Origin of the sequence: Campylobacter concisus (assembly GCF_002913545.1) — a bacterium.
Taxonomy (GTDB): Bacteria; Campylobacterota; Campylobacteria; order Campylobacterales; family Campylobacteraceae; genus Campylobacter_A; species Campylobacter_A concisus_AV.
This window is the reverse complement of sequence record NZ_PPBR01000124.1, coordinates 102,488-119,784: the sequence shown is the minus strand read 5'-3', so window position 1 is coordinate 119,784 and position 17,297 is coordinate 102,488. Positions and strand designations below refer to the sequence as shown.

Genomic DNA, 17,297 nt, shown 5'->3' with positions numbered 1-17,297 from the left:
ATTTAAACATTAGTATTAATTGATAAAGCTAATGTTATCAGAACTTTACTTTAATAAATTTTAAATATTGACATTAAATTTTCGTAAATCTCTTGTAGAGTTTTATATAGACAAAAATTCCGAACCCGCACATAATAAGTGATAAAATTTGCCCCATTGATAGACCAAAGATAATAAATCCAAGTCCAGAATCAGGCTCTCTGTAAAATTCACAAATAAATCTTGCAAATGTGTATAAAATGGCGTAAAGTGCTATGAGCTCGCCATTAAATTTCTTATATTTTCTATATAAAAATAAAATGACAAAAATAACTAAACCTTCTAAGAATGCCTCGTAAAGCTGGCTTGGATGTCTTGGCTGACCAAAGACGTTTATCGCCCAAGGCACGTCTGTGACTCGTCCAAAAAGCTCTTGATTTAAGAAATTTCCTATCCTGCCAAAGGTGTAGCCAAAAGGTATGCAGATGGCGCAAAGATCAAGTAACTGCCATGCGTTTTGCTTATATCTTTTGCAAAATAAAATTGTCGCTAGCAAAAAGCCAACCACAGCGCCGTGGTAACTCATGCCGCGAATTCCTATAAACTCGCCGTTGTGCATTGGATTAAAAATTTGCCAAGGCTGCGTTAGATAATATCCCGCTTCGCCAGAATAAACTAAAACCCAGCCAAGTCTAGCGCCTAAAATAACGCCTATTTCTACCCAAAAAAAGTAATTATCTAAAAGTTGATTTGAGATTTGGATATCATCTTTTTTAACGAGATATTTTGCCATGGCGAGCGCCAAAACAAGGGCCAAAATATACATAAGCCCATACCAGTGCACGCTAAAGCCGAAGACGCTAAAAGCGACTGGGTTGAAGTGGTTATAGATGTCGTTCCAAATTTCCATAAAGTCTCACTTTATTTTTTTATGGATTTTATAATGTAAAGGCTTAAACTATAAATGTCTATTTAAAATTTCATTGTATTTACCTTGTAAATTTGTCAGCTTTTCTTCTCTTCGCAAAATTTCGCTTTCTAAATTTTCAAATTCGGTTACGATTTGCTTTTGGATTTCAATCGATGGAAATTTAGCTCCTAGGTCTTGATAAAATTTTATTGGAACTCGACGATGACCGCTTGCTTCCGTCATATTTTTTGCCGCTTCGTCTCTAATTATTTGCCTATTTAAAAATCCGAATAAAAATTTAGGTAAAATTTTACTTGCATCACATCTTAAAACGTGAAATTCGCTACTTCCAAGCCCTATACCGTTTGATAAACCGCTCGCCACGGCGCACTTGCCGTTTTCCATACAAGGCGTTATTTTAGCGATTATTATGTCATTTTCCGCAAAATACGTGTAACTACCCATCCTTACTTCCTTTAACGGCTTAGTTATTTTATTTTCTATATATCCGTTTTCGTTAACGCTTTGCATATCTACGAAAGATACTAGTAAGTCGCTCGGTAAATTTCTAATTTCAGATTTTGAAGGGTTAAATACGACGCCAAAATTCCTTAACGGCTCATACCCCCCCCCATTTGTGTTAAAACTTATTCCGAATTTTGTAAAAATTTCGCTCATTTTAGCTTTTAGCTCGTCAATTTCCATTCTAATAGTTTTAAACTCATTATCTACTTTTTCGCATTCGGCTACGATTTTTTGAAACACTTTTTTATTTTCTTTATTATTACTAAAAGGAATTCTTATGTTTTTTAAATTTGTAGAATTTAGCCCACCTTGTGCTGCACCGGTAATGTTTTGTTTTAAAATTTGTTGACCCAACGGAGAATATAAAAAATAAAAAATATATTTCTGAGTAATTATATCGGCTGCTCGAAGTATGAAAATATGCTCATTTACCATAGCTTTTCTGTTATTCAGCTCATCTCTTAAAAGTGCAATTTTCCCAGTTAATGCTCCATCTTTGCAAAGCAAAATATCATTTTGTTCTGATCTGCCTTTTTGATTATTTTCATAATACTCAATGCTTACAAATTTTGGATTTACCAAATTTATTATGCCGTTTGTATTATGAATATGCTCTCCACCAAGGCTTAACGCACCCTCATTTAAATTACCAACTCCACCATTTGGACGCGAGCCAGTTTCTATTGTATTAAGCAAAGTCCCAAGCTTCACCATCGGATACTCACTCATTATCTTTATATTACTTTTCATGCTTAAATTTATCGCCTTATCGAAACTAGCACGGTGAAAATCTATGCAATCGCGTAAATTTACTAAATTTGCATACGGCTTTAAGCTCTCGTTAATTCGTTTTAATTTTCCGTCGAAAGCTTCGCGAATGATAAAATTTAATTTTTCGGGATTATCTAAATCCGTCGGATCGTAAAGCGCGGTCTTAATCGAGCTTATCTTTTTTATATTTTCTATTGTCTCGTTGTCATCGCCGCCCATCGCCGTATCCGTTATATATTTTATTCCTTCGTTGCCTTTGGCATTACTCCAATCATATCCCAAAAATTTTTTCTGTTCCTCGTTATCGCTCGGCGCTTTAGTTATGAGCGTGGTTTGAGAATTTACGAGCTGAAAGATGCTAAATTTTTCTATCTCGATAGCCTTTATGAACTCGATCTTTTTTTTAGAAATTTTAGCCTTCTTTTGTTCATCAGGAATTTTTTTCTTATCTATATTTTTATACTCGCTACTAGATTTAAAAGCCGATTCGTATTCGCTAAAAATATCATTTACAAAAAGTTCGTTTTGCGTTATAAATTTTTTGTATTTATCTTTGTCGTAGCCCATAAATTCGCAGTATTCGCCTAAATTTAGCCAGTCGTTATATTGCGCTAAAAACCTGCCGTCGTTTATAACGCTAACGGCACGGTTTTTGGCGTGGACTAAGGCGTTCGGCTTGTTTGCTAGACGGCGTAAAAATAAAATAACCGTATTTGTGCCAGTTTTGCCGAATGTTTTATTTCCGAATTCACTAATGGCGATAATCTCGAAATTTCCTAACAAAATTTCGCGCGTTTTCTCGTAAATTTTACCAGTTTTATTTATAAGCGAGCTTGGCAAAACGATACCGCAAACGCCGTCTTTATCTAAAATTTGGGCAGCCCTATCCACAAAAAAACACTCGATTACATTATTGGTTTCTAGAGTATCAATTAATGCGCCAAGTTCGTACTTCTCGTAATTATCATCATCTTTTAACGTCGTTAAAAAACCTTTTACTGAGTAGGGTGGATTTGCGATTAAGACATTAAAACCGCCTTTGTCGATATCTTTGTGGTAGGCTAGCGCGTCTTGATCTATAATGTTTAAGTCTTGCCCATACATAAAACTTGCAACCTTACTTACTTTACCCAAACGGCTTTCTTTTTCTACGCCGTAAATATTTTTGTGATGACGCTTTAATTCGTTCGCATCTTTTATATAATGAGCCTTAATAAAGCTTGCATATTCATTTATAAAATGCCCCGCACCGCAAGCATAGTCAATTACTCTAACGTCTTCATTGTCTTTTAAAATTTGCTCTATTGGCAGGCTTTGAATAATAAATTTAACGATAGGAAGCGGAGTAAAAAACTGACCTTCGCTTTGCTTGATGCCTTGGTCCAGAAAGCCCTCAAATAAATCGCCTAAAAATTGATTATGCTCGCTATTTGTTAGACGAATATTTTCAAACATTTCGACTACTTCGGTCAAAATTTTGACATTTTTCTTAAAAAGCTCTTCATTATAAACTTCTATAAACGCAAAGTCATTATTTGTGTAAAATTTAAGCTCTCTGAAATATTTTTATATCGTCTTTTTAGTCTCGTCGGGATCTTTTTGAAGAAATTTAAAAGCATCTTGAATTTGCTCGTCCGAGACGTATGCGATCTCTTTTTGCAAAAATTTCATCATGCCTTTTTGATAAAGTTGCTGGAGCCTATCGCTAAAAGCGTAAACGTCGTCATATCTTTTGCCGCGATAGCTAAATTTAAGCTCGTTTGGATTTTCTAACTCATCAATAATCTTACAAAGAAATAAATTTAAGAGTTTGTCAAAAGCGTTTTCTCTTCCACTAATGTTGTACTTTCGCATAATTGTCGCAAATTCATTATATTTACCGCCCACGTCGCTTAAAGTAATCTCCTGTAAGCTCCGCAATGTTTTTTGATTTTGTTTTATGTTAAACGGCTTGCTATCAAATACACCTACGCTAAAGCCATCATACTCATAAGTATCTCGCCAAACTTGAAATTTTTCTATATTATTCGTAGCATTTTCATAGGTTTTATCGGTGTTTTTACTTATCTTTTCATCGTCGCTTAAATCTATCGCAAAGTACTCGCTTTTAGGTGTATTGCTATCAAAATCAGCCGTATAAAGAAGCAAAAACTTTGCAGATGTTTCTTGCTGATAATAGCTAAAAAGCTGACCGCCGTTTTCTCTCATTTTGGATAGCTCTTTTTTATACTCCATGCCAAAAGTTTTGCATTCTATTATCATATATGTTGAGCCTTGATTGTCTTTTACGATAATGTCGGCTTTACCGCTTTTCTGATCTCTGCCGAGTTTCCACTTGCGCTCTATCTCTAAATTTGAAGGCGTATAACCGCTAGTTAAAAGGCGATCTATACACTCTAAAACGACGAAATTTTCGGGATGATCGAAATTTGAGCTAGTTTTATCGCCGCAAATAAGCTCTTTTGGATAGATAATTTTTTGAGATTTAAAATTTACTAGGATATTGTCGTTTTGATAATTTTTAGTAAAAATTTCACCATTTTCGTCTAACGTAAAATTTAGTTTTTGAAGAACTTCTCTTAAATTTTCCTTTGTTATCATTTTCTCTCTTTTTGCTTTAATTTTTGATATTTTACAATGATTTGGCTTTTAATAAATAAACAGCGCTTTGCTACCAAGTGGCAAGGCTAGAAATTTAAACTCGCTTGCTTCAAATTCTTTGCAAAATTTAAATAGCTCAGCAAACTCGGCTTCGTTTAAATTTACGCTCCAAATCGCTCCAAGGTCATTAAATTCTCTTTCAAACTCACTTAAATTTTTAGTGGCAAAATAGTGCTCAAAGCGGCTCATCAGCGAAAATGGTGTAAAAAATTTAACCTCATCTTTTAACTCAAATTTCATCACGCCACCATCTTTTATGGCTTCATTTATCGCTTCATTCACAGCCCCTGAGTAGGCCCTAACAAGCCCTCCAGTGCCAAGCTTTATCCCGCCAAAGTAGCGAACTATCAAGACACCAACGTTTATAAGCCCCGCCCCTCTTAGCGCGTTTAGGCTTGGCTGGCCGCTAGTGCCCTTTGGCTCGCCATCATCACTTTGATTTTCAACGATTTGTCCATATTTGTTTAGCTCCCTTGTCGCCCAAACTACGTGAACAGCCTTAAAATGCTCCTCTTTTAGGCGCTCATGCAAGCTTTTAAACGAGCTTATCGGGCACAAAAATGCTAAGAAATTTGACTTTTTTATATCAAGCTGGGCTTTAAATATCCTATCAATCGTCTGCAAATTTGCTCTTTTTTAAAAATTTTAAAAATCTTATCAATTTGCTAATTAAAGCCTTGTAAATTCAGACAAATTTATATTATTAAGGAAAAGATAGTAGAATTTTGCAATTTTTCACGAAGGACTAAAATGATACAAACTTGCCTATTTCCAGCGGCTGGATATGGAACGAGGTTTTTACCAGCTACAAAATCGCTCCCAAAAGAGATGTTGCCGATCCTTACAAAACCGCTCATTCACTACGGCGTTGATGAGGCGCTTGAGGCTGGCATGGAGAATATGGCCTTTGTCACAGGACGCGGAAAAAGGGCGCTTGAGGACTATTTTGACATCAGCTACGAGCTAGAAAAAGAGATCGCAGGCAGCTCAAAAGAGTCACTACTAAGCGAAGTTAGAAATTTAATGAGCTCATGCACATTTTCATTTACTAGGCAAAATGCTATGAAAGGGCTTGGACACGCCATTTATACAGGCAAAACTCTAGTTCGTGACGAGGCATTTGGGGTCATTTTGGCAGATGATCTATGCATAAATGAAAATGGCGAGGGCGTGCTTTTGCAAATGGTTAAAATTTATGAAAAGTATCGCTGCAGCGTCGTTGCAGTGATGGAGGTGCCAAAAGAGCAGACCAAGTCTTATGGCGTCGTAAGCGGTAGGTTTATAGAAGATGATCTTATAATGGTCGATGATATGGTTGAAAAGCCTGATCCTGCTGAGGCTCCGACAAATTTAGCGATAATTGGCCGCTACATCCTAACGCCAGATATTTTTAACATCTTAGAGCGAACAAAACCAGGCAAAAATGGTGAAATCCAGATCACAGACGCGCTAAAAACGCAGGCAAAAGAGGGTATGGTGATAGCTTATAAATTTAAGGGCAAGAGGTTTGATTGTGGCAGTATCGATGGCTTTGTCGAGGCTACAAATTTCTTTTACGAGCGCAGTAAATGATAGAAACTTCATTTAAATTTAACTTTGCAAGTAGCGAGGTCATCGACTCCTACGCCAAACGCATAAACGACGAGTACGAAAGCGGCGAGATAGGCTACTATCACTTGCCAACTCTTGGGCAAAATTTGCTTGGTGAGATCGAAGAGTATGAAAAGGGGCTAGCTCATATCAAAAATGTAGTACTTGTTGGCATTGGTGGCAGTAGTCTTGGTGTAAAGGCGCTAAAATCAATGCTTGAAGGCACAAAGGGGATAAAAAGAGAGCTTTTATTTTTAGATAACGTCGATCCTTGCAGCTACAAAAGCACGCTTAGTGGGCTAAATTTTGACGAGACACTTTTTATAATAAGCTCAAAATCAGGCAACACGATCGAGACAATCACTATTTTTAAGTGCTTGCTTGATGACTTTAAACCTCAAAATTTAGGCAAAAATTTCCTCATCATCACAGATCCTGGCACAAATTTAGAAAATTTCGCCAAAGAAAATGGGATTAAATTTTTTAATATCCCAAAGAATGTTGGCGGGAGATTTAGCGTACTAAGTGCGATCGGCCTTGTGCCTCTTGGTATCTGCGGCTACGATATAAAGGCACTTTTGGAGGGTGCGCTTGCTTGCAAGAAGCAATACATCGAGCAAAAAGATAGCTCAATAGTCGCTAAAGCCTACCACTACGCCACTAGCAGAAGTGCCAGCATAAATGTCATTTTTAGCTATTGCGATAGATTTTTTGAATTTAACGACTGGTACGTGCAGCTTTGGGCGGAGAGCCTTGGTAAAAAAAGAGGCTATAAAAGGGTCGGACTTACGCCAGTTGGACTTGTCGGCAGCCGCGATCAGCACAGCTTTTTGCAGCTTATCATGGACGGTGTAAAAGATAAGAGTGTGACATTTATAAAGATAAAAGATCACGCAAGCGACAAGACTATCCCAAATTTAAGCCTAAAAGGGCTTGAGGAGTGCGATTTTGTGGCGGGTCTAAGCCTAAATGAGCTTATAAATTTGCAGTGCGACGCGACGGCTATGGCTCTGGTGCAAGAGGGTATAAGTGTCGATACGATCACACTTGAGAGGCTTGATGAGTTTCATGCTGGCTGGCTCATTTTTTACTACGAGCTACTAACCTCGGCCACTGGTATCATGCTAGGCATCAACACCTACGATCAACCAGGCGTTGAGATAGGAAAACGTATCTTAAAAACAATGCTTTTAAAGTAGAAAATGAAAAAATTTCTACTTTTAGCTCTTTTTGCCACGCAAATTTTTGCCTTTTCGGCGAGTAAATTTGTAAATGACGCTAGGTCACAGATCGGCGTGACGCTAAGCTACGACCCAAGCTACGAAAAGCTCGCTTACCCAATGGGCGACGTGGATATCAAAAAGGGTGTTTGCACCGACGTTGTGGTAAGGGCGCTACGTCATCAGGATATGGATCTGCAAAGGCTCATTTTTGAAGATATGAGTAGAAATTTCGCAAGCTATCCTAAAAAATGGGGCCTTAAAAAGGCTGATAAAAACATCGATCACAGGCGTGTTTTAAACATCGCTACCTTTCTAAAAAGAAAAGGTTTTGAGGTGAGTGATGATAAATTTTTGCCAGGGGATATCGTCACATGGATGCTACCAAGAAATCTACCTCAAATCGGTGTGATCTCAGATAAATTTGAAGGCCAAACACCGCTTGTCATCCACAATATCGGCTCTGGCGTGCAGGAAGAAAACATACTTTATAGCTACAAGATCACAGGGCATTTTAGACTAAAGTAGCAAAATGGCTTTTTAATCAAATTTTAGGCAAAATCGCAAAAAACAAATTCAAGGAAAAATAATGTTAGAAGTTAAGGGACTTACTCAAAGATTTGCAAGCAGTTTGCTATTTGAGGATGTAAATTTAAAGCTAAATCGCCACAACAGATACGGACTAATCGGTGCAAATGGCGCTGGCAAATCGACATTTTTAAAAATTTTAAGCGGAGCCATCGAGCCAACTAGCGGCGAGATCATCATAGAAAATGGACTAAAGGTTGGCGTGCTTGGGCAAGATCAGTTTGCGTTTGAAAGTTTCACGCTAAAAGATGCGGTGCTTTATGGCAACAAACGCCTATATGACGCTGTAAAAGAGAAAGAGAAGCTCTATATGAGCGAGGAATTTACAGATGAGATAAATGAGCGCTTAAGCGAACTTGAGATGATAAGCGCTGAAGAAGACCCAAGCTACGAGTATGAGACTAGGATAGAAAAAATCCTAAGCTCGCTTGGGCTAAATGAATTTGATAAGTTAATGAGCGAGGTTGAAAACTCAGATAAAGTTAAAGTTTTGCTAGCGCAAGTGCTATTTCCAAAGCCAGACATCTTGTTCTTAGACGAGCCAACAAACAACCTTGACATAGACGCGATCGCATGGCTAGAAAACGAGCTAAACCGCCACGAGGGCACGCTTGTAGTTATCAGTCACGACAGACACTTTTTAAATAGAGTTTGTACAAATATTTTGGATGTGGATTTTAAGAAAATTCGCGAGTTTTCAGGCAACTATGACGACTGGTACATGGCTGCAAATTTGATCGCAAAGCAGCATGAGATGGAGCGTGATAAGAAGCTAAAAGAGAAAGAGGAGCTGGAGAAATTTATCGCAAGATTTTCAGCAAATGCAAGCAAGGCAAAGCAGGCGACCTCACGTGCAAAACAGCTTGAAAAATTAGATATCGCCGAGATCGCAGTCTCAAGCAGGCGTGATCCAAGCATTCTGTTTCGTGCGAACCGCGAGATAGGCAATGAGCTAATTGAGCTTAAAAATATATGTAAGAAATTTGATGATAAAGTGATATTTGAAAACTTTAACTTTAAGCTCGAAAAGGGCGACAAACTAGCTATCATCGGCCACAACGGCGTTGGTAAAAGCACACTTTGTAAGATCATAATGGGTGAGATAAAGCCTGACGCGGGCGAAGTGCATATAGGTGCGACCATCGAGCTAGGATATTTTGCACAAGATACGGTAAATAAAATAGATGGCGAGCTAAAGCTATATGAATATTTGCAAGATGCCAAAAACAAGGACATCGACGAGATCAGAAAGTGCCTTGGCAGGATGCTCTTTAGCGGTGCAGAGCAAGAAAAGGCAGTGGGCGCACTAAGCGGTGGTGAAAAACACCGAGTAAGACTAGCTCAGCTCATGCTTCATAGGCCAAATTTACTTGTCATGGACGAGCCAAACAACCACCTCGATCTTGAGGCTATCATCGCGCTTGGCGAGGCGTTTTACAACTTTAATGGCTCAGTCATCTGCGTAAGCCACGACAGGGAGCTGATAGATGCCTTTGCAAATAGAATTTTGCACCTAAAAGGTAGTGGCGAAGTCGTTGACTTTAAAGGAACATATGAAGAGTATAGAGCAAATTTAGGCCTTGATGGCTAAAAGCTCACTTTGCCTCTAGGAAATTTCTAGAGGCAGCTTAAATTTATCCCCTTAAATTTACCATTCATAGCGAGTTTGTAAATTTAGATAGAACCGTAAATTTTAAATTTCCATCATATAAATGTGTCACGAAGTAATATTATAAAGAAAATTTAACTTAGAATTTTTATTTTACTATTTTGATAACTTTGAATTTATATTAATATTTTGTTAAATTTTCTCAAAAATGGCTTTTAAACTTAAAGTGTAGGACAAATCTGAGCTAATTTGACTCTTTTTATATAATAAAAAAGTAATATTATTAGTAACATAACAATTTAGACAAGCAAATTCCTAAAAATTAGCTTAAAAATGAAATATAATTTTGCTCCAAACGTCGTCTTATCAACTAAAAATCTTAAAGCTTAAAAAAAATAAGTAGTCATTAATATTTAAAACCTCAAATACCTATATAATTTCACTCGGTAACAAATTTTTACTAAGGAGAAGCTGTTATGGCAACTAGAAAAGAACATGATTTCATCGGCGAGTTGGAAATTTCTGATGATTTTTACTATGGTGTCCAAACATTTAGGGCTACTGAGAACTTCCACATGAGTGGTAGAACATTAAAAGAGTATCCATACTTTGTAAAGGCATTTGCGCAGATCAAAAAAGCTGCTGCGCTTGCAAATAAAGAGGTTGGCGTTTTAGATCCAAAGATAGCTGATGCTTTGGCAAAAGCTGCTGATAGAGTAATAGCTGGCGAGTTTTTAGATCAATTTGTCGTTGATATGGTTCAAGGTGGTGCAGGAACAAGTACAAATATGAACTCAAATGAGGTCATCACAAACATCGCACTTGAAAGCATGGGTCACAAAAAAGGCGAGTATCAATTTATTCATCCAAACGATCACACAAACCTTGGACAAAGCACAAATGACACTTATCCAAGCTCTATTAAGGTAGCAACTTATGCAAAGCTTACTGACTTGCTTGCTGCTATGAATTTGCTAAAAGATGAGCTTGAGAAAAAAGCAAAAGACTTTAAAGATATCATCAAAATGGGTAGAACAGAGCTTGAAGATGCTGTCCCTACAACACTTGGCAACACTTTTAACGCATTTGCAAGCTATATAAAAAGTGACATCGAAAAGATCACAGCAGCTCGTGAGTCAATGACATACCTAAACATGGGCGCAACTGCGATAGGTACAGGCATCAACTGCCACCCAGACTACAAAAACGTAGTTGTTAAAAAACTAAAAGAGATCACTGGCGTTGATTTCAAAAAAGCTGATGACTTCATCGCTGCTACACAAGATACTGCAGACTTTGTCCATGTAAGTGGCGCGCTTAAAACTGCTGCTGTTAGACTTTCAAAAATCGCAAATGACTTAAGACTAATGAACTCAGGTCCAAGATGTGGCCTTGGCGAGATAAATTTACCTCAAATGCAACCAGGCAGCTCAATCATGCCAGGTAAGGTAAATCCAGTTATCGCTGAGGTTGTAGGCGAGGCTTGCTATGAAGTTATCGGTAACGACGTAACTATCATGCTTTGCTCTGAAAGAGGCGAATTTGAGCTAAATGCGTTTGAGCCAGGCATCGCTTATGCGCTATTTAACTCTATATTTATCCTTGAAAACGCGATGAAAACATTAGCTGAAAAAGCTATCAAAAAACTTACTGCAAACCCTGAGGCTTGCTTAAAATCAGTTCTTGGCTCAGTTGGTATCGTAACAGCATTTAACCCATATATCGGTTACGAAAAATCAGCAAGCATCGCTAAAGAAGCCCTTCAAACAGGTAAAGCAGTTGGCGATATCTGCCTAGAGAGAGGCTATCTAAGCAAAGAAGAGATCGATAAGATTTTAGAGCCTAAAAATATGCTAAATCCGAGCATGGTTAGGTAAAAATTTAAGCAAAGTATTATTAAAAGCGTGCCAAAATTCTGGCACGCTTAAGTGGTGATTTTAGTAATAAAATTTAATAAAGGAGTTTTCGATGGATATAATGCTGATCTTACAGATTATAGTCCTATTTGGCGGCATCTATCTTGGTGTCAAACTAGGTGGTATGGGCGTTGGCTACGCAGGTGGTCTAGGCGTTGTTGTGCTTGCTTTGCTTGGTATGAAAGTCGATATGAAAGACATCCCTATGGATGTTATCTTGATTATCGCTTCAGTTATCTCAGCGATCACAGCTTTGCAAGTTGCTGGCGGACTTGATTATTTAGTTCAAGTAGCAACTAAAATTTTACGCAAGAATCCAAAACAGATCAACTTTCTTGCTCCGATAGTTACTTACTTTTTAACTATCCTTGCAGGTACTGGGCACACTGCGTTTTCTATGATCCCTGTTATCGTTGAGGTTGCAAAAACTCAAAATATCAAACCTTCAGCTCCACTTGCGCTTTCAGTTGTCTCTTCTCAAGTAGCGATCACTGCAAGCCCGATCTCAGCTGCGTTTGTTGCTATGAGTGGTCTATGTGAAAAGCTAGGTGTTAGCTATCCAGTGTTGCTATTTATTTGTATATCAACTACATTTGTAGCGATGATTATCACTGCGTTTATCATCAATAAATTTTACGATCTTGACCTTTCAAAAGATCCTATCTATCAAGAAAGACTTGCAAAAGGTTTGGTTGAAGAGGTTAAAGCTGCTGAATATCACGAGCCAAAACCATACGCAAAAAGATCAGTCGCTATCTTTGCGATTGGCGTTTTGATCGTAGTTTGTTATGCACTATGCATTTCAAAGAGCTTAGGTCTTGTAGAAAAACCTATCCTTTCAAGAGATGCAGCTATCATTAGCTTTATGCTAACTATCGGCTTTACGATAGCAGTATCTTGTAAAGTTGAGACAGGCAAACTTCTATCAACTAGCACTTTCCAAAGTGGTATGAATGCGTGCATCTGCGTTGTTGGTATCGCATGGCTTGGTACAACATTTGTTAATGGACACCTTGACGCTATCAAAGAGGTTGCAAAAGACTTCGTTACTCAGTATCCATTTATCCTAGCTGTTGCGCTTTATTTCTTAAGCTGCTTGCTATACTCACAAGCTGCTACAACAAAGGTTATGATGCCTGCTGTTGCTGCTGCTCTTGGTATGACTAGCCCTGAAAATTCAGGTCAAATTTGGATCCTTGTAGCTTCATTTGCTGCAGTTTCTGGTCTATTTGTATTGCCAACATATCCTACAACACTAGGTGCGATAGCGATGGACGATACAGGAACTACAAGAGTTGGTAAATTTGTATTTAACCACTCATTCTTCATCCCAGGAACTATAATGGTTGCATTATCAGTTATCCTTGGATTTATAGTAGCTCCAGTTCTTATATAAAACTTAAGCCGAGATCTCTCTCGGCTTTTTTAATCCACTTTAAATTTCAATTTTTTATATCAAATCCTTAAATAATATCTCTTTTTAAATTTAAATTTTTCACTTTTATAAATCACACAAAAATCGCGCTAAAATTTAATCCATCTTAATTTATCATTTTTAAAATTTGCTCTATTTTGATATTTAATCTCACATTTTATAAAATATAAAAATTAAAAAAAATTATTAAATAAAATTTAATTTTAGTTTCAACTTTAAATAATAAAATAACAAAAAGTAAAATTTCTTTTAAAGGGAGAAAGATGAGCTTAAATAGAAGAGAATTTTTAAAATTCAGTGCAGGAGTTAGTGCAGCTGCATCATCTCTGTCAGGTGGTGCTTTGCAAGGTGCTGCAAATGGAGGCGAAAAGCACGTTCATAGCTTTTGTGAGATGTGCTCTTCAAGGTGTCCTATCGAAGCAAAAGTCGTTGATGGCAAAGTTCGCTTTTTAAGTGGTAATCCAAAAGCTGGTGGCACAGCAACCTCTCTTTGTGCAAGAGGCGGCTCAGGACTTAGCCAGCTCTATGATGAAAATAGGATCAAAAAGCCGTTAATTAGAGCTGGTGAGAGAGGCGAAAATAAATGGCGCGAGGTTAGCTGGGACGAGGCACTTGACTATGTCGCTTCAAAGATGCTTGACATCAAGCAAAAGTATGGCCCTGAAAGCTTTGTCTTTACCTGTAAAAGCTCGCAAACACACAAGCTAATGGTAAATTTTGCCTCAGCTTATGGCTCGCCAAACTGCTTTTCACACTTTTCATGCTGTCCGATCACCTATCAAATGGTCTGCGAGCAGATGTATGGCATCGCTAAGCTAAAAAGAGACTTTGCAAATGCAAAATACGTTGTAAATTTTGGTCACAACCTCTTTGAAGGCATCGTCATAGCTGATGCTAAAAAGCTTGCTAAATTTGCAGCTAGCAAGGATACAAAGCTACTTGTGCTTGATCCAAGATTTAGCGTTGTAGCTGCAAAAGCTGATGAGTGGCTACCAGTTAAACCTGGCACTGACCTTGCCTTTGTGCTAGCGCTCATCAACACTTGGATACAAAATGGCACTTACGATAAAGAATTTATAGAAAAATTTACAACTGGCTTTGATGAGATCGTTAAAAGCGTAGAGGGCAAAACGCCTGAATGGCAAGAGACAATCACTGGCATAAAAGCAAGTGATGTTAGACGCATCGCTGATGAAATTTATAAAGCTGCTCCAAGAGTTATTTTTGATTTTGGGCATAAGACAACCACCACAAGAGCTGAATACATGAGGACAAAAGCCATCATGGTGGCAAATGCGATGATGGGCAACTGGGAGGTTAAGGGCGGTCTTTTTGGTGGCAAAAACGCAAAGACCTTTAACAAGCTAGTTGGCGAGGATAAATTTCCAGTTCTTAAAAATCCAGATGAGAAATTTAAAGTGCCAAAAGTCACTAGACTAGACTTTGCTGGCGAGGCTGGAGCGCATAAATTTGTAAGCAGAAAACATGGCGTTTTGATGGATATAGATAACGCTATCTTAAACGAGAAGCCTTACGCCATAAAAGGGTGGTTTAACATCCGCTTTAACCACCTCATAAACGTAGCTGAGACGATGAAGAGCATAGAGGCGATGAAGAAGCTTGAGCTCATCGTAGTAAGCGATGTCTATCTAAACGATATGGCAACCTTTGCTGATGTCATCTTGCCTGAGAGCAGCTACCTAGAGCGTGACGAGGGCATAGAGGACAAGTCGGGACTAAAGCCAGCTTATATGATAAGAAATAAAGTCGTCGATCCAGTTGGCGACACGAAAGATGGGGCATTTATCTTTAGAGAGCTAGCACGCCGCATGAAGATAGATGAGCTTTACACTTGGAACGACATACGCGAGTTTAGGATGCAACAAGCTGGCGGAGATGTAAATTTACTTGCCGCACTAGAAAAAGATGGCTTTATCACGTGGGACGAGCCGGGAATTTTGTTTAGAGAAAAAGGTATGATCGATAAATTTATCGCTAAATATCCAGTCGCATCTAAATTTGTAGGCGAGAATGGCCTAATGGACGATATGGCTAAGCTTAAAACAAAAAGTGGCAAGATAGAGCTATATCTGCCTGATGTCGAGGCTCAGTTTGCAGGATATGGCGCGCTAAATGATAAAGATATGGACACATTTGACGGACACGAGCTTTGCCTAACTTGCGGCAAAACGCCTATTCATACCAACGGCCACACTCAGGCAGTGCCATTTTTAAATGACCTTATGAGCGATAGCCCTATCTGGATCAATCCAAACACCGCCAAAAAGCAAAATTTACGTGACGGCGACACGGTCTTAGTCAAAAATAAATTTGGCGAGCAAAAGGGCAAGCTTATGGTGACTGAGGGCATTAGAGAAGATACGCTCTTTATCTATCACGGCTTTGGACACATCACGCCAGGCCTTAAGAGTATAGATCACGTGGGACTTAACACAAGCGTGCTTCTTGATCCAGCTGAGGGTCCGGTGGCTGCGACTATGGTTACAAATGTTGGCGTTAGCATAAGTAAAGCGTAAGGATAGAAAATGAAAAAATATATGATGATACATGATGAAAATTTATGCATCGGCTGTCAAGGCTGCTCGGTAGCTTGCAGAAGTGCAAACAACGTGCCAAGGGGACTTTACCGCTTGCAGGTGCATGCAAAGATGAGCGGGACATTTCCAAATTTAAAGACTGACTTTTTACGTCAAAGCTGTGTTATGTGCGAAGATGCACCTTGTGTTGAGGTTTGTCCAACTGGCGCTAGCTTTAAAACGGCTGATGGCGTGACGCTGCTTGATCACAGAATTTGCGTTAGTTGCAAGTACTGCATCCTAGCCTGTCCATACGACGCTCGCTACGTCTTGCCAGATGGCGAGATAGGCAAATGCACATTTTGCTATGAGAGTAGGCTAGAAGAGGGCAAAGAGCCAGCTTGTGTTAGCGTCTGCCCTACAAATGCCCTAACTTTTGGCGACGTAAATGATGAAAACTCTAAAATTTCAAAGAAACTAAAAGAGAGCAAATACTACTTGCCAAAAGCGGAGTTAAACACAAAACCTTCACTTGCAATGATCGCAAATACAAAAGGAGCACACCATGAATAACATGTCAGGAAGCTTAGCTCAATACACAGAAATTTACTGGGGCTGGCCGATAGCTTTTTATCTATTTTTAGCAGGACTTAGTGCAGGTGCTAGCATCGTTGCTGTGCTTATCTCAAATAAATTTGGCAAGGATAACTACTACTTTAAAGCAGCCGCCCTTATCGCTCCAGTGGCGATCATCCTTGGACTTGCTCTTTTGGTGCTTGATCTTGGCAAACCGCTAAGCTTTTACTGGATACTCTTGCTTTACAACTTTGACTCAGTTATGTCAATAGGCGTTGCATTGCTTCTAGTTTATACGCCTCTTAGCGTTATATACGCAGTTGGCGCGTTTAAAAATGAGATCGCGTCACTTAAAATTTCTATCTGCGACGTGGTTGCAAATATAGCTAGCAAGCTTTCAGGGTTGCTTGGAGTTTTGCTTTTCATCTTAGGCATCGGCGTTGGCGCATATACAGGCTTTTTGCTAAGCGCAGCTCACAAGATCGCACTTTGGAACACGCCAGTTTTGCCACTATTATTCTTAGTCTCTGGCTTAAGCTGTGCTGGTGCTTTTACGCTGCTTCTTGGTGTGCTAAAAGATGAAAAGAGGCAGCAAAACCAAACTGCACACTTTTTATTAAAATTTGACTTTTTAGCGATAATAGTTGAGTTTTTGCTGATAGTTGCTCTTTTCATGGTTGTAAAAGGTGCAAGCGCAAGTGGTGCGCAGAGCGTAGCAAACGCACTTAGTGCAAATTCTCTTGGGCTGATGTTTTACATCGGCGTCATAGGTCTTGGTATGGCTGTGCCTATCATTTTAGACTTAAGCGTTTTAAAGGTGCATGATTTCAAACGCGAATTTGCCGTGCTAAACGCTATTTTAGTCATTTGTGGTGTCTTTTTACTAAGATATTACATAGTCTATGCAGGACAAATTTTTATTTAATACTTAAAAAAGAATTTTAATTTGAAATTTACCTATTAAGTATTACAATAGATAA

Annotated in this window: 13 protein-coding genes; 9 read left to right on the top strand and 4 right to left on the bottom strand. The window is 38.6% G+C overall.

Translation table 11 applies throughout. The features are described from left to right. Positions 1 to 73 precede the first annotated feature (73 nt). From lgt to CYP05_RS09190, 4 genes are all read right to left on the bottom strand, one after another. On the bottom strand, positions 74 to 889 hold the full coding sequence (gene lgt / locus CYP05_RS09205; protein ID WP_103642709.1) for a prolipoprotein diacylglyceryl transferase: 816 nt from the start codon (positions 887 to 889) through the stop codon (positions 74 to 76). Between the two features lie 48 nt (positions 890 to 937). Beyond that, entirely contained in the window at positions 938 to 3,640 is a 2,703-nt protein-coding gene (locus CYP05_RS09200; RefSeq protein ID WP_103642708.1) for an N-6 DNA methylase, read from the bottom strand. A gap of 111 nt (positions 3,641 to 3,751) precedes the next feature. Further along, complete coding sequence (locus CYP05_RS09195) at positions 3,752 to 4,786, bottom strand: type I restriction enzyme HsdR N-terminal domain-containing protein (protein WP_103642707.1); 1,035 nt, start codon at positions 4,784 to 4,786, stop codon at positions 3,752 to 3,754. Positions 4,787 to 4,834: 48 nt separating this feature from the next. Beyond that, a complete protein-coding gene (locus CYP05_RS09190; RefSeq protein ID WP_103642706.1) occupies positions 4,835 to 5,470 on the bottom strand; it encodes an IMPACT family protein in 636 nt (211 codons plus the stop codon). Positions 5,471 to 5,596: 126 nt separating this feature from the next. Here CYP05_RS09190 and galU point away from each other — a divergent pair, with 126 nt between their 5' ends. From galU to nrfD, 9 genes are all read left to right on the top strand, one after another. Then, positions 5,597 to 6,418, top strand: a complete 822-nt coding sequence (gene galU / locus CYP05_RS09185; protein ID WP_103642705.1) for a UTP--glucose-1-phosphate uridylyltransferase GalU — start codon at positions 5,597 to 5,599, stop codon at positions 6,416 to 6,418. After that, the gene (locus tag CYP05_RS09180; protein WP_103642704.1) at positions 6,415 to 7,635 is read left to right on the top strand and encodes a glucose-6-phosphate isomerase; all 1,221 of its coding nucleotides are present in this window, start codon (positions 6,415 to 6,417) and stop codon (positions 7,633 to 7,635) included. The genes galU and CYP05_RS09180 overlap by 4 nt, the downstream gene beginning before the upstream one ends. Before the next feature lie 3 nt (positions 7,636 to 7,638). Continuing rightward, positions 7,639 to 8,184, top strand: coding sequence for a DUF1287 domain-containing protein (locus CYP05_RS09175; protein WP_103642703.1), 546 nt, complete (start codon positions 7,639 to 7,641; stop codon positions 8,182 to 8,184). A gap of 61 nt (positions 8,185 to 8,245) precedes the next feature. Continuing rightward, on the top strand, positions 8,246 to 9,835 hold the full coding sequence (locus CYP05_RS09170; protein ID WP_103642702.1) for an ABC-F family ATP-binding cassette domain-containing protein: 1,590 nt from the start codon (positions 8,246 to 8,248) through the stop codon (positions 9,833 to 9,835). 494 nt (positions 9,836 to 10,329) lie between these two features. Then, the gene (locus CYP05_RS09165; RefSeq protein ID WP_103578073.1) at positions 10,330 to 11,730 is read left to right on the top strand and encodes an aspartate ammonia-lyase; all 1,401 of its coding nucleotides are present in this window, start codon (positions 10,330 to 10,332) and stop codon (positions 11,728 to 11,730) included. Positions 11,731 to 11,821: 91 nt separating this feature from the next. Next, positions 11,822 to 13,165 carry an anaerobic C4-dicarboxylate transporter gene (locus tag CYP05_RS09160; RefSeq protein WP_103642701.1) on the top strand — a complete coding sequence of 448 codons (1,344 nt, stop codon included), beginning with the start codon at positions 11,822 to 11,824 and terminating at the stop codon, positions 13,163 to 13,165. A gap of 302 nt (positions 13,166 to 13,467) precedes the next feature. Beyond that, positions 13,468 to 15,741 (top strand): thiosulfate reductase PhsA, encoded by a 2,274-nt coding sequence (phsA, locus tag CYP05_RS09155; RefSeq protein ID WP_103642700.1) that lies wholly within the window; start codon positions 13,468 to 13,470, stop codon positions 15,739 to 15,741. 9 nt (positions 15,742 to 15,750) lie between these two features. After that, positions 15,751 to 16,314, top strand: a complete 564-nt coding sequence (locus CYP05_RS09150; protein WP_012140133.1) for a 4Fe-4S dicluster domain-containing protein — start codon at positions 15,751 to 15,753, stop codon at positions 16,312 to 16,314. After that, on the top strand, positions 16,307 to 17,242 hold the full coding sequence (gene nrfD / locus CYP05_RS09145; RefSeq protein ID WP_103642699.1) for an NrfD/PsrC family molybdoenzyme membrane anchor subunit: 936 nt from the start codon (positions 16,307 to 16,309) through the stop codon (positions 17,240 to 17,242). Before CYP05_RS09150 ends, nrfD begins: the two co-directional genes overlap by 8 nt. The last annotated feature ends 55 nt before the right edge of the window (positions 17,243 to 17,297 follow it).

Bases quoted from the DNA above. Each gene is read 5' to 3' on its own strand.
- lgt (WP_103642709.1), bottom strand. From the start codon at position 889: ATGGAAATTTGGAACGACATCTATAACCACTTCAACCCAGTCGCTTTT.
- CYP05_RS09200 (WP_103642708.1), bottom strand. From the start codon at position 3,640: ATGTTTGAAAATATTCGTCTAACAAATAGCGAGCATAATCAATTTTTA.
- CYP05_RS09195 (WP_103642707.1), bottom strand. From the start codon at position 4,786: ATGATAACAAAGGAAAATTTAAGAGAAGTTCTTCAAAAACTAAATTTT.
- galU (WP_103642705.1), top strand. From the start codon at position 5,597: ATGATACAAACTTGCCTATTTCCAGCGGCTGGATATGGAACGAGGTTT.
- CYP05_RS09180 (WP_103642704.1), top strand. From the start codon at position 6,415: ATGATAGAAACTTCATTTAAATTTAACTTTGCAAGTAGCGAGGTCATC.
- CYP05_RS09175 (WP_103642703.1), top strand. From the start codon at position 7,639: ATGAAAAAATTTCTACTTTTAGCTCTTTTTGCCACGCAAATTTTTGCC.
- CYP05_RS09170 (WP_103642702.1), top strand. From the start codon at position 8,246: ATGTTAGAAGTTAAGGGACTTACTCAAAGATTTGCAAGCAGTTTGCTA.
- CYP05_RS09165 (WP_103578073.1), top strand. From the start codon at position 10,330: ATGGCAACTAGAAAAGAACATGATTTCATCGGCGAGTTGGAAATTTCT.
- CYP05_RS09160 (WP_103642701.1), top strand. From the start codon at position 11,822: ATGGATATAATGCTGATCTTACAGATTATAGTCCTATTTGGCGGCATC.
- phsA (WP_103642700.1), top strand. From the start codon at position 13,468: ATGAGCTTAAATAGAAGAGAATTTTTAAAATTCAGTGCAGGAGTTAGT.
- CYP05_RS09150 (WP_012140133.1), top strand. From the start codon at position 15,751: ATGAAAAAATATATGATGATACATGATGAAAATTTATGCATCGGCTGT.
- nrfD (WP_103642699.1), top strand. From the start codon at position 16,307: ATGAATAACATGTCAGGAAGCTTAGCTCAATACACAGAAATTTACTGG.